This window comes from Streptomyces ochraceiscleroticus, from assembly GCF_000720485.1.
Lineage (GTDB): Bacteria > Actinomycetota > Actinomycetes > Streptomycetales > Streptomycetaceae > Streptomyces > Streptomyces ochraceiscleroticus.
In genome coordinates, this window is record NZ_JOAX01000016.1 from 1 (window position 1) to 23,198 (window position 23,198).

The following is a 23,198-nucleotide window of genomic DNA, read 5'->3' on the forward strand; positions in this document are numbered from 1 at the left end:
GAGGGGGCCGGGGACACGGAGACCGGGCGGGGGGCCGTGGGCTCGGGGGCGCGCGGGGTGTCCTGGGCGTCGGTGGGGGGCTGGGTGGTGGCGCGGCGGGCGCCGTAGCGGCGGTGGACCGCCTGCTTGGTGACGCCGAGTGCCGAACCGACCGCGTCCCACGAGAAGCCGAGCGAACGGTCGAAGTCGACCGCGGCCGTGACGAGCGTCTCGACGCTGTCCCGCAGCTCCTGGGCGAGGCGCACCGTGGGTGCCGGGGCGCGCCCGTACACGACGAAGCCCGTGGACGGGCCGGTGCGCCGCGGACGGTAGACGTTGCCGAGCTGTGCGGTGAGCGTGCGCAGTGCGTCCACCTGCCGGCGGACCCGCTCGATGTCCCGCACCAGTAGATGGAGACTGGCGCGTGCCTGGGCGTCGTGGGTTGCGTGGTCGGCCATGAACAAGCCTCTCGAACCGGCGTTGATGCGGAAGAAGACGGATTACGTGGACCGGGTCAGTGGTCCGCTGTGGTCAATGTCGTTTGACCAACGCGACAGCGCCGGGTGGGGTCACGGTATGGGGGCGTACGAGCTTTTAGCTGGGGCGCGCGGTAACCCGTACGCCCCCGGTACTGACGCCCCATAGACTGGTGTGTCTTTCCGTAGCGCTGAGAGGTAGTACGCCACCCATGAGGCTCGTCTTCGCCGGCACCCCCGAGGTCGCCCTGCCCGCCCTTGACGCCCTGATCGCGTCGGACCGGCACGAGGTGGTGGCCGTTGTGACCAGGCCGGACGCCCCGGCCGGACGCGGCCGCCGGCTCGTCGCCAGCCCGGTCGCGCAGCGCGCCGAGGAGGCCGGCATCGAGGTGCTCAAGCCCGCCCGGCCGCGGGACGAGGACTTCCAGGCCCGGCTGCGCGAGATCGCGCCCGATTGCTGCCCGGTCGTGGCGTACGGCGCGCTGCTCCCGAAGTCCGCGCTGGACATTCCCGCGCACGGGTGGGTGAACCTGCACTTCTCCTTGCTGCCCGCGTGGCGTGGCGCGGCGCCGGTCCAGCACGCGGTGCTGGCGGGTGACGAGGTGACCGGTGCTTCGACGTTCCGGATCGAGGAGGGGCTGGACTCCGGTCCCGTTTATGGCGTGCTGACCGAGGACGTCCGGCCGACGGACACCAGCGGTGATCTGCTGACCCGGCTCGCGTTCGCCGGGGCCGGGCTGTTGGCCGCGACCATGGACGGCATCGAGGACGGCACGCTGCAGGCGGTGCCGCAGCCGGCCGAGGGCATCACGCTCGCGCCGAAGATCGAGGTCGAGGACGCGAAGATCGACTGGTCGGCGCCCGCGCTGCGGGTGGACCGGGTGGTCCGCGGCTGCGCCCCCGCGCCCGGTGCCTGGACGCTCTTCCGGGACGAGCGGCTGAAGGTCATGTCGCTGACGCCGGTGCCCGACCGTACGGACCTGGAGCTGGCGCCCGGCGAGATCGCGGCCACCAAGAAGGCCGTCTTCGTGGGGACCGGCAGCCATCCCGTCCAGCTCCAGTGGGTGCAGCCGCAGGGCAAGAAGCCGATGGCCGCGGCGGACTGGGCGCGCGGCGTCCGGATCGAGGCCGGGGAGCGGCTCGGGGTCTGAGCCCCGGCCCGCCATTATTCAAGTTTGAGTAGTGCGAGGTCCGGGTATCGGATCGGAGTCACTAGTCAAACTTGATTAATAAGGGGTCCGCATGGCTGAGTACGTGGTTCCCGAAGCCGCCGGGTACAGCCCGACCGGGCAGGACCGCCGGGAGCTGGACGCGTGGTTCGCGCGGTATGACGCGCTGAGTGCGGTGGTGGACGTCGAGAGGATGGCGGACATGGCCGTCTTTCCGCTCAATCTCGTGACTGATGACTCGAAGGGGGACGGCTGGGCCGGGCAGTGGAGCCGGGCGGACTTCGTGCGGACGATGCGTGAGGTGATGGGTGGTGAGGAGGAGGTGTCGTTCGAGTCGACGCGGACGCCGCATTTTCTGAGTGCGTCGCTCGCCGTGGTGTTCACGGACGCCGTGTTCACCGTGGGCGGGCGGTCGCAGGCGGTGCGGTATGCCGATGTGCTGGTGAAACGGGACGGGGCATGGGCGTTCCAGACCATGATCCAGGGCGGCTGGGGTGACCTGCTGCGACGGTAGGCTGGATGGGATTCGTCCTCGTCAGCAGCGGAGCACCTTTCTCGTGAGCGACCAGCCTCGTCGTCGTCCCGGCAGCAAGCCCCATCGGAGGCCGAAGAAGGACCCCGTACGCATCCTCGCGTTCGAGGCCCTGCGCGCGGTCGACGAGCGGGACGCGTACGCGAACCTCGTCCTGCCGCCGCTGCTGCGCAAGGCGCGCGAGAAAGGGGACTTCGACGGGCGGGACGCCGCGCTGGCGACCGAGCTGGTCTACGGGACGCTGCGCCGGCAGGGCACGTACGACGAGATCATCGCGGCGTGTGTGGACCGGCCGCTGCGGGAGGTCGACCCTCCCGTGCTGGACGTGCTGAGCCTGGGGGCGCATCAGCTCCTCGGTACGCGCATTCCCACGCATGCCGCGGTCAGCGCCAGTGTGGAGCTGGCGCGGGTCGTGCTGGGGGACGGGCGGGCCAAGTTCGTCAACGCCGTGCTGCGGAAGATCGCGGCGAATGATCTGGACGGCTGGCTGGAGCGCGTCGCGCCGCCGTACGACGAGGATCCGGAGGACCACCTCGGGGTCGTGCACTCGCATCCGCGGTGGGTCGTCTCGGCGCTGTGGGACGCGCTGGGCGGTGGCCGGGCCGGGATCGAGGACCTGCTGGAGGTGGACAACGAGCGGCCCGAGGTGACGCTGGTCGCCCGGCCCGGCCGGTCCACCCCCGAGGAGCTGCTCGACGCGGTCGGCGAGGAGAACGGGCTGCCGGGGCGCTGGTCGCCGTACGCCGTGCGGCTCACCGAGGGCGGCGAGCCGGGCGCGCTGGACGCCGTACGGGAGGGCCGTGCGGGTGTGCAGGACGAGGGCAGTCAGCTCGTGGCCCTCGCCCTGGCCGGTGCGCCGGTGGACGGGCCCGACGCGCGCTGGCTGGATGCCTGCGCGGGACCCGGCGGCAAGGCGGCGCTGCTGGGTGCGCTGGCCGCCGAGCGCGGTGCCGCGCTGCTGGCCGCGGAGAAGCAGCCGCACCGCGCGCGGCTGGTCGCGCGGGCGCTGGCGGGCAATCCCGGGCCGTACGAGGTGATCGCCGCCGACGGTACGCGTCCGGTCTGGCGCCCCGGCTCCTTCGACCGTGTCCTGGTGGACGTGCCCTGTACGGGCCTGGGTGCGCTGCGCCGCCGCCCGGAGGCACGCTGGCGCCGCCGCCCCGAGGACCTGGACGGCTTCGCGCCGCTCCAGCGCGACCTGCTGCGGCAGGCGCTGAGGGCCGTACGGGTCGGCGGGGTCGTCGGGTACGCGACGTGCTCGCCGCACCCGGCGGAGACCCGCGCGGTCGTCGACGACGTGCTGAAGGAGCAGGGCGTGGCCGCCGAGTTCGTGGACACCCGGCCGCTGATGCCCGGCGTGCCGGCCCTCGGCGACGGCCCGGACGTCCAGCTCTGGCCGCATCTGCACGGTACGGACGCGATGTACCTGGCGCTGCTGCGCCGCACGGCGTGAGAAGGCGGCGCCTTGGTTAGGGGACGCTCTGAGCCCTAACTCGGGGAGCCGTACGGCCCTGTGCGGCTTGGTGCGGTGGATGATCGGGGACAGAGTGTTTCCGTTGAAGTATTGACCGGGTGGGTGGCCCGTCGTACGTTGTTGCCCTGCCGGCGGGGATCCGCCGGCCTCTCTCCCCTTGCCGCTGCGGAGTGCACCATGAGTTCGCGTCGTACCCCGAAGACCGAAGCAGCCCGCGGCGGCCGTCCCAAAGACCCCGAGCTGGACGGCAAGGTCCTGGACGCCGCTGCCGGGCTCCTCGAGGAGCTGGGCTATCAGGAGCTGACGATCGAGAAGGTCGCGGCCCGGGCCGGCGTCACCCGTAAGACGGTCTACAACCGCTGGGCCAACAAGTCCGCGCTCGTCGGCGAGCTGCTCATCCGGAACGCCGGCGTGGAGCACATCCCCGACCTCGGGGACACCCGCGCCGAGATGCGGGAGCTCTTCGCGCAGATCGTGCGGGACGTGGGGGAGAGCCGCGGCAGGCTGTTGTCCTCCCTGTGGGCGACCATCGGCGACCCGGCCGTGCTGCACCGCTTCCGTACCGAAGTGCTGGGCCCGCGGCGGCAGTTCGCGCGCGCCGCGGTCCAGCGCGGGGTGGCCCGCGGCGATCTGCCGGCGGACATCGACGTGGACCTGCTGATCGACATGTGGTCGGGCACGGTGATGTTCCGTACCGAGGTCCGCTCGGACGCGCTGCTCGACTCGCAGGCCGACGCCATGGTCGAGCTGGCGATGTCCGGGTGCGTACCGCGCCTGCCGGCGCCGGACGCCCCCGAGCCCACTCCGTAACCCACGGCATTCCCCTTCTCGGTACGCCTCCGCAGGCGGGCCGCCCCTCCGGCCTGCCCTCGTACGCGTACCGCATCCTTCCGAACCGAGGTATCTGTCATGAGCAGATCAACCACGTCCCCGCTCGGCCCCCGCGCCATGCTCGCCTCCATGGCCCTCGTCGAGGTCGCCAGCGGCGCCACCCAGCAGTACCTGCCGCCGATCCTGCCCGGGCTGGGCGCACAGGCCGGCTTCGGCACCGCGCAGCAGAACTGGATCATCGTGGTACAGATGGCGAGCTGCGCCGTGCTCACCCCGGTCCTCTCCCGGCTCGGCGACGGCTTCGGCTACCGGCGGCTCCTCCGGGCCTCGATCGTCATGGTCGTACTCGGCTCGCTGGTCATGGCGGTGCGCCCCACGCTCCCCTTCCTGACGCTCGGCGCGGCCCTGCAGGGCGGCGTGGTCGGCTTCATGCCGCTGATGATCGGGGTACTCCGCCACCAGCAGGGCGAGGCCGCCTCGCGGCGCGGCATCGGCGTACTGGTCGGCGCGCTGCTGCTGGCCGTCGGCTGCGCGGGCATCGTCTCCGGCGCGGTCGGCGCGCACGACGCCCGGCTCGGCCTGTGGATCGGCGTGGGCGCGGGCGTACTGGGGCTGGCCGCCGGGTTCCTGCTGCCGGACGGCGCGACACCGGCGGCCGAAGCCCGGCGCTTCGACGTACCGGGCTTCGTGCTGCTCACCGCCGGACTGGTCGGCGTGGTGGTCGCGCTGGCGCAGGGCGCCACCTGGGGCTGGACGTCGGCCGCGACCGTGGGCTGCGGGCTCGTGGGGATCGTGGCGCTGGCCGGCTGGTGGGCGCTGGAACTGCGGGTGGCGCAACCGCTCGTGGACGTACGGATGTTCCGCAATCCGCGGGTGGCCGTGCTGAGCGTGGTGACCTTCTTCGTCTCGGCGGCCACGATCGGCTCGATCGCCGTCAACGCGACGTTCCTCGGCGCCTCGCCGCGGGCGCTGGGCTACGGCATCGGGCTGCACGCGACCGCCATCGGCTGGGCGCTGCTCCCGATGACCCTCGCCAGCGTGGCCACCTCTGCCCTCACCCCGGTACTGCTGCGGAGGCTGGGGGAACGCGTCACCGTGGCCGCGGCCGGAGCCACGACACTGCTCGGCTTCGGCTTCCTCTTCGTGTGCCACACCAGCCTGGCCCACTACCTGATCGCGTCCCTGTTCATCGGCGCCGCGCTGGGGCTCTTCGAGTCCGCCACCCGCACCCTGACCGTCGAGGCCGTCGCGCCGGAGGACACCGCGACCGCGGCCGGCGTCAACGAACTCGTGCTGTCCCTGGGCTCCGCCGTCGGGTCCGCGGTACTCGGCGCCGCGCTCGCCGCGTACGCCACCGACGGCGGCCGGGTCGCCCTCGGCGGCTACACCACCGGCTGGGCGCTGTGCGCCGCAGCCGGGCTGGCCGCCGCGCTGGCCGTCCTGAAGCTGCGCCCCGCCGCGTCCGCCGCCCCGTACGCCACCGTCCCCGAAGGAGCACACCGGTGAAGCTCACCGCCCACCACCGCACCGCGCGCGACGCCGCCGAGTCCTGGCGGCCGGCGCTGCTCGGCCTCAGCCACCAACTGCACGCCGACCCCGAGCTCTCCTTCGAGGAGCACCGCTCGGCGGCCGCGCTGGCCGGGCTCGCCGAGCGGGCCGGATTCGCCGTCGAGCGCGGCGTGGCCGGGCTGCCCACCGCCTTCACCGCGGTCCGCGGCAGCGGCGAGCTGGTCGTCGGCCTGTGCGCGGAGTACGACGCGCTGCCCGGGATGGGCCATGCCTGCGGGCACAACGTCAACGGGGCGGCGGCGCTCGGCGCGGCCCTCGCCCTCGGCGAGGTCGCCGACGACCTCGGCATCACCGTCAAGCTGCTCGGCACCCCGGCGGAGGAGGACGGCGGCGGCAAGGTGCACATGATCGAGGACGGGCTCTTCGACGACGTGGCCGTCGCGATGATGGTGCACGCGAACGACGCCGACACCGTGGGCAACGGCTCGCTGGCCATCGGCTCCTGGAACATCGCCTACACCGGACGCCCGGCGCACGCCGCCGCAGCTCCCTGGGAGGGCCGCAACGCCCTGGACGCGCTCACCGTGGCCCAGACCGGGCTCGGCCTGCTGCGCCAGCAACTGCCCCCGGAGAGCGTCGTGCACGGCATCATCACGGACGGCGGCCAGGCCGCCAACGTCATCCCCGCCCGGACCGCCGCCCGGTACGAAGTGCGCTCGCCCACCCTTGAGTCGCTGCGCACCCTCCAGGAGCGGGTACGGGCCTGCTTCGAGGCGGGCGCGCTGGCGACCGGTACGGAACTCCGGATGGAACCGCACGGGCACGACTTCGCCGACCTGCGGCAGGACACAACAGTGGCCGAGCTGTACGCGGATGCCGCCGAGGCCCTCGGGCGTACCGTCGGGCGCGCGCCGCAGCGCACCGGCTCCACCGACATGGGGAACGTCTCGCACCTGCTCCCGACGATCCACCCGATGATCGGCTACGACACCGGCGGCGCCCGGCAGCACACGCCCGAGTTCGCCGCCGCCGGCACCTCCGAGGGCGCCGACCGCGCGGTCCTGGACGGCGCCGTCGCCATGGCCTGGACGGGCGTCTCGCTGGCCGCCGTCCCCGGACACCGCGCGCGGCTGCTCGCCGAGGCGGACCGCCGCGCCGCCGCCCGGGAGCGCGCGCAGGAGGACGCGGTGAGCCCGCGCCCCTGACCCGCTTATGGTTGTCGGCGCGGTCACGACATACTGGTGGCATGGCCTTGATCAACCCCAGCATTCTGTCCGCCGACTTCGCCCGGCTCGCCGAGGAGGCGAAGGCCGTCGAGGGCGCTGACTGGCTCCATGTCGATGTCATGGACAACCACTTCGTGCCCAATCTGACGCTCGGCGTCCCCGTCGTGGAGTCGCTGCGGAAGGCGACGGACACCCCCCTCGACTGCCACCTGATGATCGAGGACCCGGACCGCTGGGCGCCGCAGTACGTCGAGGCCGGTGCCGGTTCGGTCACCTTCCACGCCGAGGCCGCGGCCGCGCCGGTCCGCCTCGCGCGGGAGATCCGGGCCAAGGGCGCGCGGGCCTCGATGGCGCTGAAGCCCGCCACGCCCATCGAGCAGTACGAGGACCTGCTCCCCGAGCTGGACATGCTGCTGATCATGACGGTTGAGCCGGGCTTCGGCGGGCAGGCGTTCCTGGACATCATGCTTCCGAAGATCCGCCGCACCCGCGCGCTGATCGCCAAGCACGGTCTGGAGATGTGGCTGCAGGTGGACGGCGGCGTGTCCGACAAGACGATCGAGCGCTGCGCCGAGGCGGGCGCCGACGTCTTCGTCGCGGGCTCCGCGGTGTACGGCGCCGAGGACCCGGCGAAGGCCGTGCGTACGCTGCGGGACAAGGCCGACGCCGCGACCGCGGCGGCGGGCTGGGGCTGCGCGCACTGACGCGGCGGGGTCGCGCGAAGGCGCGGCCGGGCCGTGCGAAGGTGCGGCCGGGGTCGCGCGCAGGTGCGGCCCCCACCCGGGGCGGCGGGGATTGACCTCGTGGCCACGTAGCGTTCATCGCGGGCCGAAGGGTCATGGCCCACGGCGACCTCGGGTTTCTGGAAGGATGACCGCAGAGTCGATCAGGTGCGCAGTAGGGGAGATTTTCGTGGTTGCCAGCCGCCCACATTCCGGGATGGGCCCCGCCGAGCTGGTGCAGGCTGCGGCCATGGCCCGCCGGTTCTATCTCGAGGGCAAATCCAAGATCCAGATCGCCGAGGAGTTCGGCGTCAGCCGCTTCAAGGTCGCGCGGGTGCTGGAGACGGCACTGGAGCGTGACCTCGTACGGATCGAGATCCGCGTCCCGGCCGAGCTGGACGCCGAGCGCTCGGACGCGCTGCGGGCCCGGTACGGCCTGCGGCACGCCGTCGTCGTGGAGTCGGCAGCCGACTCCGACGACGCGCCGGATCCGGAGAACCTCGGAGACGTCGCCGCCGACCTGCTCGGTGAGCTGGTCGCCGAGGGCGACGTGCTCGGCATCGCCTGGGGCCGCTCGACGATCCACATGGCGTCGGCCCTGCACCGGCTGCCGCCGTGCACGGTGGTCCAGCTGACCGGTGTGTACGACGCGGGGACCGCCGACAGCGGCTCGGTGGAGGCGGTCCGCCGCGCCGCCGACGTCTCCGGCGGCGAGGCGCACCCCATTTACGCGCCGATGCTGCTGCCGGATTCGGCCACAGCGGCGGCGCTGCGGGGCCAGACGGGTATCGCGCGGGCGTTCGATTACTTCGACAAGGTCACCGTCGCGTGCGTGTCCATCGGCTCCTGGGCGCCCGGCATCTCGACGGTGTACGACATGCTCTCGGAGGACGAGCGCGAGCACTACGCCTCGCTCGGCGCCGCCGCGGAGATGTCCGCGCACCTCTTCGACGCCGAGGGCCGGCGCATCGGCCGTGACCTGGGGGAGCGCTGCATCACGGTCGAGGCCGACCGGCTGCGCCGGATCCCCGAGGTGGTCGCCATCGCGGGCGGGCAGCGCAAGGCGCACGCGATCGGCGCGGTCCTGAAGTCCGGCCTGGTCACGAGCCTGGTCACGGACACCGCAGCGGCCGATTACCTCCTCCTGGAGTCCGCTCCGGGCCCGCGCCCGGCGCTGGACCGCGCGGACCCGGACTCCTGACGCCACCTGCGCCCGGTGTCCGCCGTACGGAGGCCGTTCGCCCGGCGCGGCGGCAGGGGCTGTGACAGCATCGCGGCATGCCAGATTCCCCCGGAGTCCCCGGCCAGGCGGGTGCCGGCCGGCGTGCAGGCGCCCCCGGCCCCGCGCCGGACGGCGTGCCCAGGCCGCTGGCCGCGGTGCTCGACGGGCGGACGCTGCCCGGCGTACTGTCCTGGCCCGCGGGGCGGCCCGTGCAGGAAGCGCTGGACGCCGCGCTGAGCGCGGGCTGGCAGGGCACCGTCCTCGACCTCGAAGGGGTCACCGACAAGGCGGAGTTCATGACGCGGGCCGCCGCGGCGTTGCACCTGCCCTCATGGTTCGGGCGGAACTGGGACGCGCTCGCCGACTGCCTGGGCGACCTCTCCTGGTGGCCGGCGGAGCACGGCGGCCGGCTGCTGGTCGTACGGGCCTGGCAGGGCTATGCCGCGGCCGAGCCGGAGGAGTGGCGGGCGGCCGAGTCGGTCCTCGCCGACGCGGTGGCGCACTGGCGCGACACGGACACCGGGCTGGCCGTACTGCTCACCCGTGACGCGGGCGGCGCGGCGCGGGCCCGCCGGTAGGAGCCCGCGCCGGTAGCACGTCTACCGCACGCCTACAGCGCCCGCTCGAAGCACCATGAGGCCGCGACGCCCGCGTACGCCCCGAAGTTCGGGATGCGGGTGTATCCGGAGCGCGTGTAGAAGCGGACCGCGGCGTGCTGCCGGTCGCCCGTCTCCAGCCGGAGGCGGGTCCAGCCCCGGGCGCGCGCCCAGTCCTCCAGGGCACGCAGCACGGCGGCCGCGGCGCCCGAGCCGCGCCGGTCCGGCAGTACGTACATCCGCTTGACCTCGCCGATCCCGTCGCCGAGGTCGCGCAGGCCGCCGCAGCCCACCGGTATGCCGTCGTCCTCGTACGCCACGAAGAACGCCGTGATGTCCGCCGCCGAGGGCGGGGCCCCGGGCTCGCTGTCCGGGGTCCCGTAGATCTCGGCGATCTCGCTCCGCTGCTGTGCCCGCAGGACGGCGGCGTCCGGGTCGTCCCAGGCCACCTGTTCGATCTTCATGACCGGGATTCTGCCGAGACCCCGTTTCGGACAGGTAACGCGGCGGCCCGCCATCTGGCTGTCGATTAGCCTGGCGTGGTCTGTGTGCCGGGGGGAGCCGACTGTGGAGAACGTCCTGTCCGTGGCCATCGGTGCCAGTCTGGGCCTGATAGGGGCAGTGTTCGGTTCCTGGTTCACCGCGCGCCGGCAGGACCGCATGTGGCTCCGCGAACAGAAGCTCAAAGCCGGGGTCGGCTTCAACACGGCTGTGGTGCAGCTGATCGACCATCTCCGGGCCACCCAGCTCAGTGACGACGGTGCCGGGGCCAACGAGCTGACGGGCCGCATGCAGGAAGCGCGCTCCGCCCTCTACCTCCTGTGCACCGACGACACCGTCGACCTCGCCGATGCCCTCGCGCGCCGGGTCTGGATCTCCCGGCCCAGCGAAGGCAGGGAGGACCGCAGGGCCGAGCACGGGGAGACGCTGGACCTCCTCCGCCGCTTCACCCACCAACTCCGGCAGGAGATCGCCAGTTCATAGTTCTGACTGGACACTCCCGGCCATTTCCCGCTGTGATCCGATCGATCACGGGCGGAGCCGGCTGGTGTGGGCGCTGGGGAGAGCGCCTGCCCACACCAGTCCGGCCGGCCCGGGTGCTGCGCTGTGGCGAGGGTCAGTCGTCCAGGCGGTCCTGCAGTACCGAGCCGCCGAAGTCCTCGTCGTCCGTGCCCCACAGTGCGTGGTCGCCGTCGGGGAGGAGGGCGACCGCCTCGATCTTGCGGTTGTCCGCCGTGGTGTAGCGGCGTACCTCTTCCGGCTTGCTCAGCTTCAGCGCGGGGCGTCCCTTGTCGACCCCGAGCCGGCCCGCCTCGTACACCGCGGAGCTGAACGGGCCGGAGTTCTTGTTCGGGTCCTGGGCCGAGGAGAGCACCACGGTCCCGTCCGGCGCGATCTTCAGGTCGCTGATGTGCCGCACCTCGTCCTGCGCCGGCCACGGCGCGCGGAACGCCACCGGCCCGCTGACGTGGCCGAACACCTTGTCCGGGGCGGCCGCGGCCGGGTCGAAGGCGGCGCTCCGCACCTGGGAGGCGGTGCCGTTGCTGCCGCGGGTGGCCCAGACCGCCACGTACTTTTTGGTGGCCGGGTCCTGGTGCACGGCGAACGCCTCGTAGTTCTGCGTGTCGTCGCCCGCGTACTTCTCGGTGCCCGGCAGCGGCGCCGACCAGCGGACCGTCGCCGTACCGCCGCTCACCGTCACGTCGTACACCGTCGGGCGGAACTTTCCGCTGTCCCCGCTGCTCATGGTGGTGTACTCGCCGGGCCGCCCGGGCACGGCGTCCAGCGACTCCAGGTCCTTGGGCACCTCGCTCCCGGCCCACTTCAGGTCCCGGACGGCGGGAGCGTGGCCGGGCGCCAGCCGTACGGCCGAGAGCCGCGGCTGACCGGGGTCCTTGTTGTCGCGGGCCACGAGCAGGTCGAGGCGGTCGCCCGCGGCCTTGGTCACGACCATCCCGCTGACGCCGCCGGTCATCCCGTCACCGACCTTCTGCCACGTGCCTTCCTCGGCGCCGTGGGCGCTCAGGGCGCCGGTGGTGACCAGGACGGCGCAGGCACACACGCCCGCGGCGCCCGTTGCAACAATTCGTTTCTTGGCCATGGCGGAACGTTAGGGGCCGAACCGTCTACGCGCGATGACCGGGTCCGTATCGTCCGCCGTAAGGACCCGATTTCGGCGGAAGCGACAGCCGTCGGCGGGGCCGCTCGGGTGAAGCCACAGAACCTGGCCCATCGGCGCCCGAAGCTCGTCATTCCGGCACCGGATCAGCGATGATGTACTAGGAGCTTGATGCCTGATCCGCTGTTGGCCGATCTGTATCCGCTGTCGGACCGGTGCTGACTCCCCGCCCGCTACCCAAGCAAAACCGCAGGTGAGAGAGTTAGCATGCGATTTCTGAACGATTCGAAGCCGCCGTACGACCTGACGTACGACGACGTGTTCATGGTGCCGAACCGCTCCGCGGTCGGCTCCCGGCAGGCCGTGGACCTTTCCTCGCCGGACGGCACGGGCACCACCATCCCGCTGGTCGTGGCGAACATGACCGCGATCGCCGGACGCCGGATGGCCGAGACGGTCGCCCGCCGCGGCGGTCTCGTCGTCATCCCCCAGGACATCCCGATCGACGTCGTCACCGACGTCGTGAGCTGGGTCAAGCGGCGCCACCTCGTCCTCGACACCCCGATCGTGCTGTCGCCGATCGCGACCGTCGCCGACGCGCTGTCCCTGCTGCCCAAGCGGGCGCACGGCGCGGGCATCGTCGTCGAGGGCGGCCGCCCCATCGGCATCGTCACCGAGCACGACCTGGCCGGCGTGGACCGCTTCACCCAGGTCGCCGAGGTCATGTCCCGGGACCTGCTGGTCCTGGACGCCGATATCGACCCCCGCGAGGCGTTCAACCAGCTCGACGCCGCCAACCGCAAGCTCGCCCCCGCGGTCGGCGCGGACGGCCAGCTCGTCGGCATCCTCACCCGCAAGGCCGCCCTGCGCGCGACGCTCTACACCCCGGCGACCGACGCCGACGGCAAGCTGCGCATCGCCGCCGCCGTCGGCATCAACGGCGACGTGGCGGGCAAGGCCAAGGCGCTGCTGGCCGCGGGCGTGGACACGCTCGTCGTGGACACCGCGCACGGCCACCAGGAGTCCATGATCAGCGCGGTCAAGGCGGTCCGGGCGCTGGACCCGCAGGTCCCGATCGTCGCGGGCAACATCGTCGCCGCCGACGGCGTGCGCGACCTCATCGAGGCCGGCGCGGACATCATCAAGGTCGGCGTCGGCCCGGGCGCCATGTGCACCACCCGCATGATGACCGGCGTGGGCCGCCCGCAGTTCTCCGCCGTCCTGGAGTGCGCCGCCGAGGCCAAGAAGTACGGCAAGCACGTCTGGGCGGACGGCGGCGTGCGGCACCCGCGCGACGTCGCCATGGCGCTGGCCGCCGGCGCGTCCAACGTCATGATCGGCTCGTGGTTCGCCGGTACGTACGAGTCGCCCGGCGACCTCCAGCAGACCGCCGACGGCCGGCTCTACAAGGAGAGCTTCGGCATGGCCTCGGCGCGCGCGGTGCGCAACCGCACGAGCGAGGAGTCGGCGTACGACCGGGCCCGCAAGGGCCTCTTCGAGGAGGGCATCTCCACCTCGCGGATGTTCATCGACCCGGCCCGCCCCGGCGTCGAGGACGTGATCGACTCGATCATCGCGGGCGTGCGGTCCTCCTGCACCTACGCGGGTGCCTCGAACCTCGCGGAGTTCGCCGACAAGGCCGTCGTCGGCGTGCAGAGCGCGGCCGGCTACGCCGAGGGCAAGCCGCTGCACAACAGCTGGTAGGCGACGCGCTTCAGCGTTCCTGACGGGCCCGGTCCCGCACGTCATACGTGCGGGACCGGGCCCGTCCGCGTTCCGAGGCGCCGAGCGCCCTCTCCCGGCCGCGCCGACGCGTGAGATCGATTACTTCCGGCCGCGGTCGCCCGTCCGGCCGAAATGTCGCTCCTTCGAATCCATGGCCTCAACACGCCCCGGGCGCGCAACAAATGGCCGCCGTGGCGATTCGTGCGCAAGGATCATGCGCGTATGCGCAAAGAACCCGCATTACGGCAGGTCACACGTGGGCCTTAAGGTCAGGCAAGTTAATTACGTGGAGTGGCGGGGACCGTCCGCTCGGCGGGTCCCGTGCGGGTTGCTTCATGCTGCCCGTGCACGGGCCGCCCCGGTCACCGCCGCCGGAACGGCAGCGATAAAGGAGCCACCCCAGTGTTGGACCACGGCGCAGCCCCTCCCACCGAGGGCAGCGACCCCCAGCCGCAGCAGCCTCCGTCCCGCCCCGGGCCGCTCGGCACGCTGATGCGGCGCAAGCCCGTCGAACGCCTGGTGGCCGAAGGCGGCCAGGGGGAGGGCGGTACGCTGCGCCGCTCCCTGGGCATGTGGCAGCTCACGATGATCAGCATCGGCGCCACGCTCGGCACCGGCATCTTCGTCGTGCTGGGCGAGGCGGTGCCGGACGCGGGCCCCGCGGTCATCATCTCGTTCGTGATCGCCGGCATCACGGCGCTCTTCTCGGCGCTGTCCTACGCCGAGCTGGCAGGCACCATCCCGGTCTCAGGCTCCTCGTACTCCTACGCGTACGCCACGCTCGGTGAGCTGGTCGCCTGGATCTGCGGCTGGTGCCTGATCCTGGAGTACGGCGTGTCCGTGGCCGCGGTCGCGGTGGGCTGGGGGCAGTACCTCAACGAGTTGCTGTCCGGCACCTTCGGCTTCACCATCCCCGAGGCGATCGCCGCGCCGCCCGGTGACGGCGGCATCTTCAACCTGCCCGCGCTCCTGGTCGTGCTGCTCGCCATGGCCTTCCTGCTGGGCGGCGCGAAGGAGAGCGCCCGGGCCAACACGATCATGGTCGCGGTGAAGATCGCCGCGCTGCTGCTCTTCTGCGGCGTCGCCTTCCAGGGCATCCGCGCCGGGAACTACGCCCCCTTCATGCCGCTCGGCATGGCGGGCGTCAGCGCCGCCGGCGCCACGCTCTTCTTCTCCTACATCGGCTTCGACGCCGCCTCCACGGCCGGCGAGGAGGCCAAGAACCCGCAGCGCGACCTGCCGCGCGCCATCATGCTCTCGCTGGTGATCGTCACCGCGCTGTACTGCCTGGTCGCGGCGGTCGCCGTGGGCGCGCTGCCCTGGAAGCAGTTCGACGGTGCCGAGGCCGCGCTCGCCGGGATCATGAAGGACGTCACCGGCCAGGGTTTCTGGGCCGTGCTGCTCGCCCTCGGCGCGGTCGTCGCCATCGCGTCCGTCGTGCTGACCGTGCTCTACGGCCAGACCCGCATCCTCTTCGCGATGTCCCGCGACGGCCTGGTGCCCAAGGTCTTCTCCAAGGTCCACCCGAAGACCGGCGCGCCCCGCGCCAACACCGTGATCGTCTCGCTCTTCTGCGGCATCCTGGCCGCCGCCGTGCCGCTCGGCCAGCTCGCCGACGCCACCAGCATCGGCACGCTCTTCGCGTTCGCGCTGGTCAACATCGCGGTCATCGTGCTGCGCAAGACCCGCCCGGACATGCCGCGCACCTTCCGTACGCCGCTGGCGCCGCTCTTCCCCGCGGTCGGCTTCCTGCTCTGCATCTGGATGATGGGCAGCCTCGACGCCGTCACGTGGATGGTCTTCGGAGTCTGGATGGCGGCGGGTCTCGTGTTCTACTTCGCTTACGGCATGCGCCGCTCCCGATTGGCCACAGCAGAGAAGTGAACCACCGCCCGTGCGACTGAACGACCTCGACGAACGCATCGTCCACGCCCTGGCTGAGGACGCCCGCCGCTCCTACGCCGACATCGGTCAGGAGGTCGGGCTCTCGGCCCCGGCCGTCAAACGCCGGGTGGACCGGCTGCGGAACGAGGGCGCCATCACCGGGTTCACCGTACGGGTGGACCCGGCGGCGCTCGGCTGGGAGACCGAAGGCTTCGTCGAGCTGTACTGCCGTCGCAACACCTCGCCCGAGGCCATCCACCGCGGCCTCGCGCGCTACCCCGAAGTGGCGTCCGCCTCCACCGTGACCGGTGAGGCGGACGCCATCGTGCAGGTCTTCGCCTCGGACATGCGCCATTTCGAGCGCGTCCTGGAGCGCATCGCCGGCGAGCACTTCGTCGAGCGGACCAAGTCCGTCCTCGTCCTCTCGCCCCTCCTGCGGCGCTTCTCCTCCGGCTCCCCGGTCTGATCCTCCGGCTCCCCGGCCCGATCTTTCGGTCCCCGGTCCGGCGCGCCGCCCTTCGGGCTCCCGGGCGCAACGAATCGCCGGAAGCGGCTCGGAAGGCGCAACGAATCGGTACGTGAGGCGCAATGGTGCAGCCTTGTACCACTTGCGCCGCGGACCGTACCGTCTAGACGTCTTCCGAAAGCCCGTACGCACCGTCCGTGCCGTACGCACCATCCGAGGGGTCCCATGTCTTCGCTGCGCACCGCCCTGCTCCAGAGTTCGGGACGGCCCGGAGACGTGGCGTACAACCTCAAGGCACTGGAGCGGGCCGCGGCGGACGCCGCGGCATCCGGCGCCGGGCTGCTGGTGACCTCGGAGATGTACCTGACCGGGTACGCGATCGGCGCGGATGTGCACCGGCTGGCCGAGCCCGCCGACGGCGAGAGCGCCGACGAGGTGGCCCGGATCGCCGCCGAGCACGGCATCGCCGTCGCCTACGCCTATCCGGAGCGCGACGGTGCGGTGGTCCACAACGCCGTCCAGCTCATCGGCCCGGACGGCACCCGGCTCGCGAACTACCGCAAGACGCACCTCTTCGGCTGCTTCGAGCAGGAGTGGTTCACCCCCGGCGACCAGCCCGTCGTGCAGGCCGAGCTGAACGGCGTCCGGATCGGCCTGCTGATCTGCTACGACGTGGAGTTCCCGGAGAACGTCCGGGCGCACGCGCTGGCCGGTACCGACTTCCTGGTGGTGCCCACCGCGCAGATGCACCCCTACCAGTTCGTCGCCGAGTCGGTCATCCCCGTACGGGCCTTCGAAAGCCAGCTCTACATCGCGTACGTCAACCGCACCGGCCCCGAGGGCGAGTTCGAGTTCGTCGGACTCTCCACGCTGGCCGGGCCCGACGGAGTCGTACGGGCCCGCGCCGGACGCGGCGAGGAAGTGGTCTACGGGGACGTCGACCCCGGCTTCCTCGCGGCCTCCCGCACGGCCAACACCTACCTCGCCGACCGCCGCCCGGAGCTGTACGGCTCGCTGAGCTGACCCCACCCCGTGCCGGCCGGCCCCTCCCGGCCGGCACGTACCGACCGTGCCCGGCCCGGTCCCGCCTGCCCTTTCCCTGTCGCTTTTGCGCTGTTTCGCAAGGAGTCTCGCCCCCATGACGTCCACGGTGCCCACCGCCGTCCAGCACACCGACGCGCAGCCGCCGATCACCATGTTCGGACCGGACTTCCCCTTCGCGTACGACGACTTCCTCGCCCACCCGGCGGGCCTGGGCCAGATACCCGCGACCGAGCACGGCACCGAGGTCGCGGTCATCGGCGGCGGCCTCTCCGGCATCGTCACCGCCTACGAGCTGATGAAGATGGGCCTCAAGCCCGTCGTCTACGAGGCGGATCAGATCGGCGGCCGGCTGCGCACCGTCGGCTTCGAGGGCTGCGACTCCTCGCTCACCGCCGAGATGGGCGCGATGCGCTTCCCGCCGTCCTCCACGGCGCTGCAGCACTACATCGACCTGGTCGGCCTTACGACCAAGCCGTTCCCCAACCCGCTCGCGCCCGACACCCCCTCCACCGTCGTCGACCTCAAGGGCGAGTCGCACTACGCCCGCACCGTGGACGACCTGCCGGAGGTCTACCACCAGGTCATGAACGCCTGGAACGCCTGCCTGGAGGAGGGCGCGGACTTCTCCGACATGAACCGCGCCCTTCGCGAGCGTGATGTCCCGCGCATCCGCGAGATCTGGTCCAAGCTGGTCGAGAAGCTCGACAACCAGACCTTCTACGGCTTCCTCTGCGACTCCAGCGCCTTCAAGTCCTTCCGGCACCGGGAGATCTTCGGGCAGGTCGGCTTCGGCACCGGCGGCTGGGACACCGACTTCCCCAACTCCATCCTGGAGATCCTCCGCGTCGTCTACACCGAGGCCGACGACCACCACCGCGGCATCGTCGGCGGCAGCCAGCAGCTCCCGCTGCGCCTGTGGGAGCGCGAGCCGGCGAAGATCGTGCACTGGGCCCAGGGCACGTCCCTCTCCTCGCTGCACGACGGCGCGCCGCGCCCGGCCGTGACCCGGCTGAACCGCACCGCCGGCAACCGGATCACCGTCACCGACGCCTCCGGCGACATCCGCACCTACCAGGCGGCCGTCTTCACCGCGCAGTCCTGGATGCTGTTGTCAAAGATCGAGTGCGACGACGCGCTGTTCCCCATCGACCACTGGACGGCGATGGAGCGTACGCACTACATGGAGTCCTCCAAGCTCTTCGTGCCGGTCGACCGGCCCTTCTGGCTGGACAAGGACGAGGACACCGGGCGGGACGTCATGTCGATGACGCTGACGGACCGGATGACCCGCGGCACCTACCTCCTCGACAACGGGCCCGACGAGCCCGCCGTCATCTGCCTCTCCTACACCTGGTGCGACGACAGCCTGAAGTGGCTGCCGCTGGACGCCAACGAGCGCATGGAGGTCATGCTGAAGTCGCTCTCGGAGATCTATCCGAAGGTCGACATCCGCAAGCACATCATCGGCAACCCCGTGACCGTGTCCTGGGAGAACGAGCCGTACTTCATGGGCGCGTTCAAGGCCAACCTGCCGGGCCACTACCGCTACCAGCGCCGGCTGTTCACGCACTTCATGCAGGACCTCCTTCCCGAGGACAAGCGCGGCATCTTCCTCGCCGGTGATGACATCTCCTGGACCGCCGGCTGGGCCGAGGGCGCCGTGCAGACCGCGCTGAATGCCGTGTGGGGCGTGATGCACCACTTCGGCGGCGGCACGGACGCCACCAACCCGGGCCCCGGCGACCTGTACGACGAGATCGCCCCGGTCGAACTGCCGGAGGACTGAGCCCGCCCTCCCGGCCGGCCGACGGGGGCCGGCCGGGGCCGGGCCTCGGGGACGGAGGGTACGGGGGGGAGCCGCCGCCGCGCGGCTCCCCCGCAGAACTCAGCCGCCCGTCCGCCGACCCCTTGCCTCCCGGCCGTGCGTCATATCCCCGCCGCCCGCGCCGCTTCGTACACCTCCGCCGCCAGGTCCTTCAGCTCCTCCGCGTCCCGGGCCCGGCCCTGGAGGTCGAGCAGGATCTCCTCGATGCCCACCTCGGCGTGGGCCGCAAGGTCGTCGACGATCTGCGCGACGCTGCCCTGGAAGGGGGCGCGGTCCTGGCCCTCGTACGCCTTGGGCGTGTGCTGGGTGTTCACTCGCAGGACGTTCTGGAACGGGGCCGTGCGGCCGCGCTCACCGGCCAACTCCTGTATCTCCCGCCACTGCTCGGCCAGCTTCCCGGCGCCCATGCCCACCGGCATCCAGCCGTCCGCGCGGTCCACCAGGCGGCGCAGCGCCCGCGGGCTGCTGGCGGGCAGCAGCACCGGGATCGGCCGGGCCGGCTTGGGGCCGACCTCGGACGGCGTGATCGTCGTCAGCTCGCCCTCGTACGCCACCGGGTCCGGGCCCCACACCGCCCGGCACACGTCCAGCAACTCGTCCAGGACCTTGCCGCGCCGCTCGAACGGGGCCACCGCGGCGGCCGCGTACTCGTCCAGGGACCAGCCCGTGCCGAGGCCGGCGATCACCCGGCCGCCGCTGGCCGCGTCCAGCGAGGCGAGGCTGCGGGCGAGCTGGAAGGGCACGTGCAGCGGGGCGACCAGCACGCTCGTGCCCAGCCGCGCCCGCTCCGTCACCGCGGCGGCCAGCGTCAGCGTCACCAGCGGGTCGGCCACCGAGCGGTACTGATCGGGCCAGGGCAGACCCGGTATGCCGTACAACCCCTGGGTCGCGGGCTCGGGGAAGAGCACGCGCTCGAAGACCCAGAGGCTTTCGTAACCGGTCTGCTCGGCGGCGCGCGCCACGTCCGGCACGTCGCGCCCGAGGTCGTACTGCCGCATCTGCGGAAGGCCCAGCCCGAGTCGGACAGCCATGTCTGTGCTCCTTCGGATCCGTTCGCCGGCGGTGTACATGCGATCAACGCCCGCCGGGACCGCGGGAGTTCCGGCTGCCGGGGGCGCAAAGGCGCGCGACCCCGGCGCGCGCTGATCGTTAGCCCGATCCGGTCACGCGTCGCCGCGCCGTCCCTGCCCGGCCCCCGGCCCTGCCACGCTGACCGCATGACGACGATGCAGCCGACGGATGCGACGGCAGGCGTGGCGAAGATCGTGGCGCGGCTGCGCGCGCTGGACGCGGCGCTGCCCCCGCGCGACGGCGTCGCGGTGTTCAACCGGGTGTACTTGCAGGTCACCGAGGAGGTCGGGCGGCAGATCGGCGCGGGCGGCTTCCGGGACGCGGGCGCGGCGGCCGAGCTGGACGTGCGGTTTGCGCTGCGATACTTGAGCGCGGTGGACTCCGGCACGGCCGGGCTGCGGCCGCCGGCCTGCTGGCGTCCGCTGTTCCAGCTCCGCTGCCATCCCGGCGTCAAGCCGCTGCAGTTCGCGCTGGCAGGGATCAACGCGCACATCGGGCACGATCTGGCGCTCGCCCTGGTGGACACCTGCCGGGTACTGGAGTGCGAACCGGCTGCGCTGGAGGCCGACTTCGACCGGGTGGGGCGGGTGCTGGCCGGTCTGGAGGAGCGGGTGCGCGAGCGGCTGATGCCGGGCCCCGACCTGCTGGACATCGCGGACCCGCTGACCCACCTGGCCGGCTCGTGGAGCCTGGAGGCTGCCCGGGACGGCGCGTGGGCGGCGGCCCGGGTGCTGTGGAGCCTGCGCGGACTCCCGGACGTGGGGGAGGAGTTCGCGCAACGGCTGGACGCGGGCGTGGGCCTGGTCGGCCAGATGCTCCTGACGCCGCTGCGCGGCTGACGGGCGGTTCGCCGGCCGCCCACTCGGGTAACCCCCAGGTGGGGGACCCCGGGTGTGCACCTGTATGCGCGCCGCTCCGTCGGCTAACCCCGTCGGCTGACCCCGGCTCCGCTGAGTAACCTCCGGCTCCGCTGGGTAACCCCCAGGTGGGGGCCTCCAGGTCTGCACCTGTATGCGCAGCGCTCCGCGTGTATGCGCACTGCTCCGCGTGTATGCGCACCGCTCCGCGCGTGCGTCACGGCGTGACGACGCAGCCGCTACCCAACGGCGTGACGACGCCGCCCGTCACCCAACGGCGTGACGACGCCGCCCGTCACCCGGCAGGGCGCGCTACGAAGCCGCGCCCCCGCCCTTCTCCTCGCCCGACTCCTCGTCGTACGCCGACGTCCCCTCGTCCAGCAGTGGTTCCTGCGTCTTGAGGTGGGCGGGGGCCAGGGCGCGCAGGACGTGGTAGCCGGAGAGGACGACGATCGTGCCCAGGGCGATGCCGCTCAGCTCGAAGTTGTCGGAGATCTTCAGGCTGACGCCGCCGACGCCGATGATGACGCCCGCGGCGACCGGGACGAGGTTCAGCGGATTGCGGAGATCGACCTTGTTGTGGACCCAGATCTGCGCGCCGAGCAGCCCGATCATGCCGTACAGGATGACCGTGATGCCGCCGAGCACCCCGCCCGGGATCGCGGCGACCACCGCGCCGAACTTCGGGCAGAGCCCGAAGAGCAGCGCGAAGCAGGCGGCGGCCCAGTAGGCGGCGGTGGAGTAGACGCGGGTGGCCGCCATGACGCCGATGTTCTCGGAGTACGTGGTGTTGGGCGGGCCGCCGAGCGCGGTGGAGAGCACGGAGGCGGCGCCGTCGGCGGAGATCGCGGTGCCGAGCTTGTCGTCCAGCGGGTCGCCGGTCATCTCGCCGACCGCCTTGACGTGCCCGGCGTTCTCGGCGACCAGCGCGATCACCACCGGCAGCGCGACCAGGATCGCCGACCAGCTGAAGCTGGGCCCGTGGAAGGACGGCAGGCCCACCCAGTCGGCCCGGGCGACGGCCGAGAAGTCCAGCCGCCAGTGGTCGGTGACCTTCCCGGCGGCGTTCTGCGAGTGGATCATCCCGAACACGGCGTCGAAGACCCAGGAGATCAGGTACCCGAAGACGAGCCCCAGGAAGATCGCGATGCGCGACCAGAAGCCGCGCAGACAGACCACGGCCAGCCCGGTGACGAGCATGGTCAGCAGCGCCACCCACTGGTCCTGCGGCCAGTACGTGCTCGCGGTCACCGGCGCGAGGTTGAAGCCGATCAGCATGACGACGGCGCCGGTGACGACCGGCGGCATCGCCGCGTGGATGATCCGCGCGCCGAACCTCTGGACGGCGAGCCCGATGGCGAAGAGCACCGCGCCGACCACGAGGACCGCGCCGGTCACCGTGGCACTCGTACCGCCCTGCGCCCGGATGACCGCCGCGACGCCCACGAAGGAGAGACTGCAGCCCAAGTAGGAGGGCACCCGGCCGCGGGTCGCCAGCAGGAAGATCATCGTCGCGACGCCGGACATCATGATCGCGAGGTTCGGGTCCAGGCCCATGAGGACCGGCGCCACAAAACTCGCCCCGAACATCGCCACCACGTGCTGCGCGCCGAGGCCCGCGGTACGCGGCCAGGTCAGCCGCTCGTCGGGCCTGACCACGGCTCCCGGCGCCGGGGTGCGCCCGTCTCCGTGGAGGGTCCAGCGCACGCCGAGGCCCATGAATGCTCCCGTTCTCGTCAAGTCGTCATCAGGTCACCGACCGGCGGTGACCGGCCAATGTTAGTGCGGGCCGAGTCCGCTTCCTCCGGCTGTGGGCGGATTGGCGGCGCATGGTCTCGGTCACTCGGCCCGGCGCGGAAGCAGTCTAAGCACATGCTTACGATGGGATGGTTCAACTTTTGAACACATCTTCACCGCATCGGTACCGCTGTACCGCAGCCGTACCGCAGATGTCCCTTCCGTACCGCACCATCAGGAGCACGACCGTGAGCGCCCCCGCCCCGTATACCGCCGAGTCCCTCCCCTTCGGGGACCTGGTCCCCGTGACGGTCCACTTCGACGACCTCGACGCGCTCGGGATGCTCCACAACTCGCGCTTCCCGCTGCTCGTCGAGCGCGCCTGGGGCGACTACTGGCACGGTCACGGCTTCGGCTTCACGGGCGACTGGGCGACCGCCGGCGACATGGCCAACGTCATCAAGGAGATGCGCGTCTCCTACGAGGCGCCGATCACCCGTCCCGGCACCTACGCCGCGCACCTGTGGGTCGAGAAGCTGGGCCGGACCAGCCTCACCTACGGCTTCCGGGTCTGCTCGGCGGACGGCGGCACCACGTACGCGCAGGGCCACCGCATCCTGGTCCGCGTGGACGCGCAGACCCTGCGGCCCACGCCCTGGACCGACGAGGCCCGCGCGATAGCCCGCAAGCTCGCCCGCCCGGAGGCGCTGCCGGACGCGAGCTGACCGCCGGCC

The 23,198-nt window shown here is 72.1% G+C and carries 22 protein-coding genes; 17 read left to right on the forward strand and 5 right to left on the reverse strand.

Annotated elements, in window-relative coordinates; genetic code table 11:
* On the reverse strand, positions 1-437 hold a 437-nt coding region (locus IG84_RS0120370; protein WP_031059142.1), incomplete at its 3' end, for a hypothetical protein.
* Between the two features lie 230 nt (positions 438-667).
* Here IG84_RS0120370 and fmt point away from each other — a divergent pair.
* The 9 genes from fmt (at position 668) to IG84_RS0120415 (ending at position 9,718) form a co-directional block, all read left to right on the forward strand.
* Positions 668-1,606 carry a methionyl-tRNA formyltransferase gene (fmt, locus tag IG84_RS0120375; RefSeq protein ID WP_031059144.1) on the forward strand — a complete coding sequence of 313 codons (939 nt, stop codon included), beginning with the start codon at positions 668-670 and terminating at the stop codon, positions 1,604-1,606.
* A 91-nt stretch (positions 1,607-1,697) separates the two neighbouring features.
* Complete coding sequence (locus IG84_RS0120380; RefSeq protein ID WP_031059146.1) at positions 1,698-2,138, forward strand: hypothetical protein; 441 nt, start codon at positions 1,698-1,700, stop codon at positions 2,136-2,138.
* Between the two features lie 43 nt (positions 2,139-2,181).
* Positions 2,182-3,609, forward strand: a complete 1,428-nt coding sequence (locus IG84_RS0120385; RefSeq protein ID WP_031059149.1) for an RsmB/NOP family class I SAM-dependent RNA methyltransferase — start codon at positions 2,182-2,184, stop codon at positions 3,607-3,609.
* 198 nt (positions 3,610-3,807) lie between these two features.
* Complete coding sequence (locus tag IG84_RS0120390) at positions 3,808-4,440, forward strand: TetR/AcrR family transcriptional regulator (RefSeq protein ID WP_051862083.1); 633 nt, start codon at positions 3,808-3,810, stop codon at positions 4,438-4,440.
* Between the two features lie 99 nt (positions 4,441-4,539).
* Complete coding sequence (locus tag IG84_RS0120395) at positions 4,540-5,967, forward strand: MFS transporter (protein ID WP_078649111.1); 1,428 nt, start codon at positions 4,540-4,542, stop codon at positions 5,965-5,967.
* The gene (locus tag IG84_RS0120400; RefSeq protein WP_037800666.1) at positions 5,964-7,175 is read left to right on the forward strand and encodes a M20 family metallopeptidase; all 1,212 of its coding nucleotides are present in this window, start codon (positions 5,964-5,966) and stop codon (positions 7,173-7,175) included. Before IG84_RS0120395 ends, IG84_RS0120400 begins: the two co-directional genes overlap by 4 nt.
* A gap of 41 nt (positions 7,176-7,216) precedes the next feature.
* Complete coding sequence (gene rpe, locus IG84_RS0120405; protein WP_030251539.1) at positions 7,217-7,900, forward strand: ribulose-phosphate 3-epimerase; 684 nt, start codon at positions 7,217-7,219, stop codon at positions 7,898-7,900.
* Between the two features lie 235 nt (positions 7,901-8,135).
* Positions 8,136-9,119 carry a sugar-binding transcriptional regulator gene (locus tag IG84_RS0120410; RefSeq protein WP_030251537.1) on the forward strand — a complete coding sequence of 328 codons (984 nt, stop codon included), beginning with the start codon at positions 8,136-8,138 and terminating at the stop codon, positions 9,117-9,119.
* Between the two features lie 77 nt (positions 9,120-9,196).
* Positions 9,197-9,718: a barstar family protein gene (locus IG84_RS0120415; RefSeq protein WP_078649113.1), complete on the forward strand. Its 522-nt coding sequence runs from the start codon at positions 9,197-9,199 to the stop codon at positions 9,716-9,718.
* Positions 9,719-9,750: 32 nt separating this feature from the next.
* Here the strand turns inward: IG84_RS0120415 and IG84_RS0120420 are convergent, their stop codons facing one another.
* A complete protein-coding gene (locus IG84_RS0120420) occupies positions 9,751-10,200 on the reverse strand; it encodes a GNAT family N-acetyltransferase (protein WP_031059160.1) in 450 nt (149 codons plus the stop codon).
* Between the two features lie 103 nt (positions 10,201-10,303).
* Between IG84_RS0120420 and IG84_RS0120425 the strand changes: the two genes are divergently transcribed.
* On the forward strand, positions 10,304-10,720 hold the full coding sequence (locus IG84_RS0120425; protein WP_031059162.1) for a hypothetical protein: 417 nt from the start codon (positions 10,304-10,306) through the stop codon (positions 10,718-10,720).
* A gap of 133 nt (positions 10,721-10,853) precedes the next feature.
* On the opposite strand, the gene IG84_RS0120430 is transcribed toward IG84_RS0120425, so the two are convergent.
* Entirely contained in the window at positions 10,854-11,837 is a 984-nt protein-coding gene (locus IG84_RS0120430; RefSeq protein WP_157848920.1) for a hypothetical protein, read from the reverse strand.
* Between the two features lie 285 nt (positions 11,838-12,122).
* On the opposite strand from IG84_RS0120430, the gene IG84_RS0120435 reads away from it, so the two are divergent.
* The 5 genes from IG84_RS0120435 (at position 12,123) to IG84_RS0120455 (ending at position 18,760) form a co-directional block, all read left to right on the forward strand.
* Positions 12,123-13,559: a GuaB1 family IMP dehydrogenase-related protein gene (locus tag IG84_RS0120435; protein ID WP_031059168.1), complete on the forward strand. Its 1,437-nt coding sequence runs from the start codon at positions 12,123-12,125 to the stop codon at positions 13,557-13,559.
* Between the two features lie 423 nt (positions 13,560-13,982).
* Positions 13,983-15,464 (forward strand): amino acid permease, encoded by a 1,482-nt coding sequence (locus IG84_RS0120440; RefSeq protein ID WP_031059169.1) that lies wholly within the window; start codon positions 13,983-13,985, stop codon positions 15,462-15,464.
* 10 nt (positions 15,465-15,474) lie between these two features.
* Complete coding sequence (locus tag IG84_RS0120445; protein ID WP_030251514.1) at positions 15,475-15,930, forward strand: Lrp/AsnC family transcriptional regulator; 456 nt, start codon at positions 15,475-15,477, stop codon at positions 15,928-15,930.
* 225 nt (positions 15,931-16,155) lie between these two features.
* Positions 16,156-16,953: a carbon-nitrogen hydrolase family protein gene (locus tag IG84_RS0120450; protein WP_031059170.1), complete on the forward strand. Its 798-nt coding sequence runs from the start codon at positions 16,156-16,158 to the stop codon at positions 16,951-16,953.
* A gap of 115 nt (positions 16,954-17,068) precedes the next feature.
* Complete coding sequence (locus IG84_RS0120455; RefSeq protein WP_031059171.1) at positions 17,069-18,760, forward strand: flavin monoamine oxidase family protein; 1,692 nt, start codon at positions 17,069-17,071, stop codon at positions 18,758-18,760.
* Between the two features lie 140 nt (positions 18,761-18,900).
* Here IG84_RS0120455 and IG84_RS0120460 read toward each other — a convergent pair whose 3' ends face one another.
* Positions 18,901-19,830, reverse strand: a complete 930-nt coding sequence (locus IG84_RS0120460; RefSeq protein ID WP_031059172.1) for an LLM class F420-dependent oxidoreductase — start codon at positions 19,828-19,830, stop codon at positions 18,901-18,903.
* A 186-nt stretch (positions 19,831-20,016) separates the two neighbouring features.
* Here IG84_RS0120460 and IG84_RS0120465 point away from each other — a divergent pair, with 186 nt between their 5' ends.
* Entirely contained in the window at positions 20,017-20,709 is a 693-nt protein-coding gene (locus tag IG84_RS0120465; protein ID WP_031059173.1) for a DUF5995 family protein, read from the forward strand.
* Positions 20,710-21,039: 330 nt separating this feature from the next.
* Here IG84_RS0120465 and IG84_RS0120470 read toward each other — a convergent pair whose 3' ends face one another.
* A complete protein-coding gene (locus IG84_RS0120470) occupies positions 21,040-22,446 on the reverse strand; it encodes a uracil-xanthine permease family protein (protein WP_037800668.1) in 1,407 nt (468 codons plus the stop codon).
* Positions 22,447-22,712: 266 nt separating this feature from the next.
* Here IG84_RS0120470 and IG84_RS0120475 point away from each other — a divergent pair, with 266 nt between their 5' ends.
* A complete protein-coding gene (locus IG84_RS0120475) occupies positions 22,713-23,189 on the forward strand; it encodes an acyl-CoA thioesterase (protein ID WP_031059175.1) in 477 nt (158 codons plus the stop codon).
* Positions 23,190-23,198 lie beyond the last annotated feature (9 nt).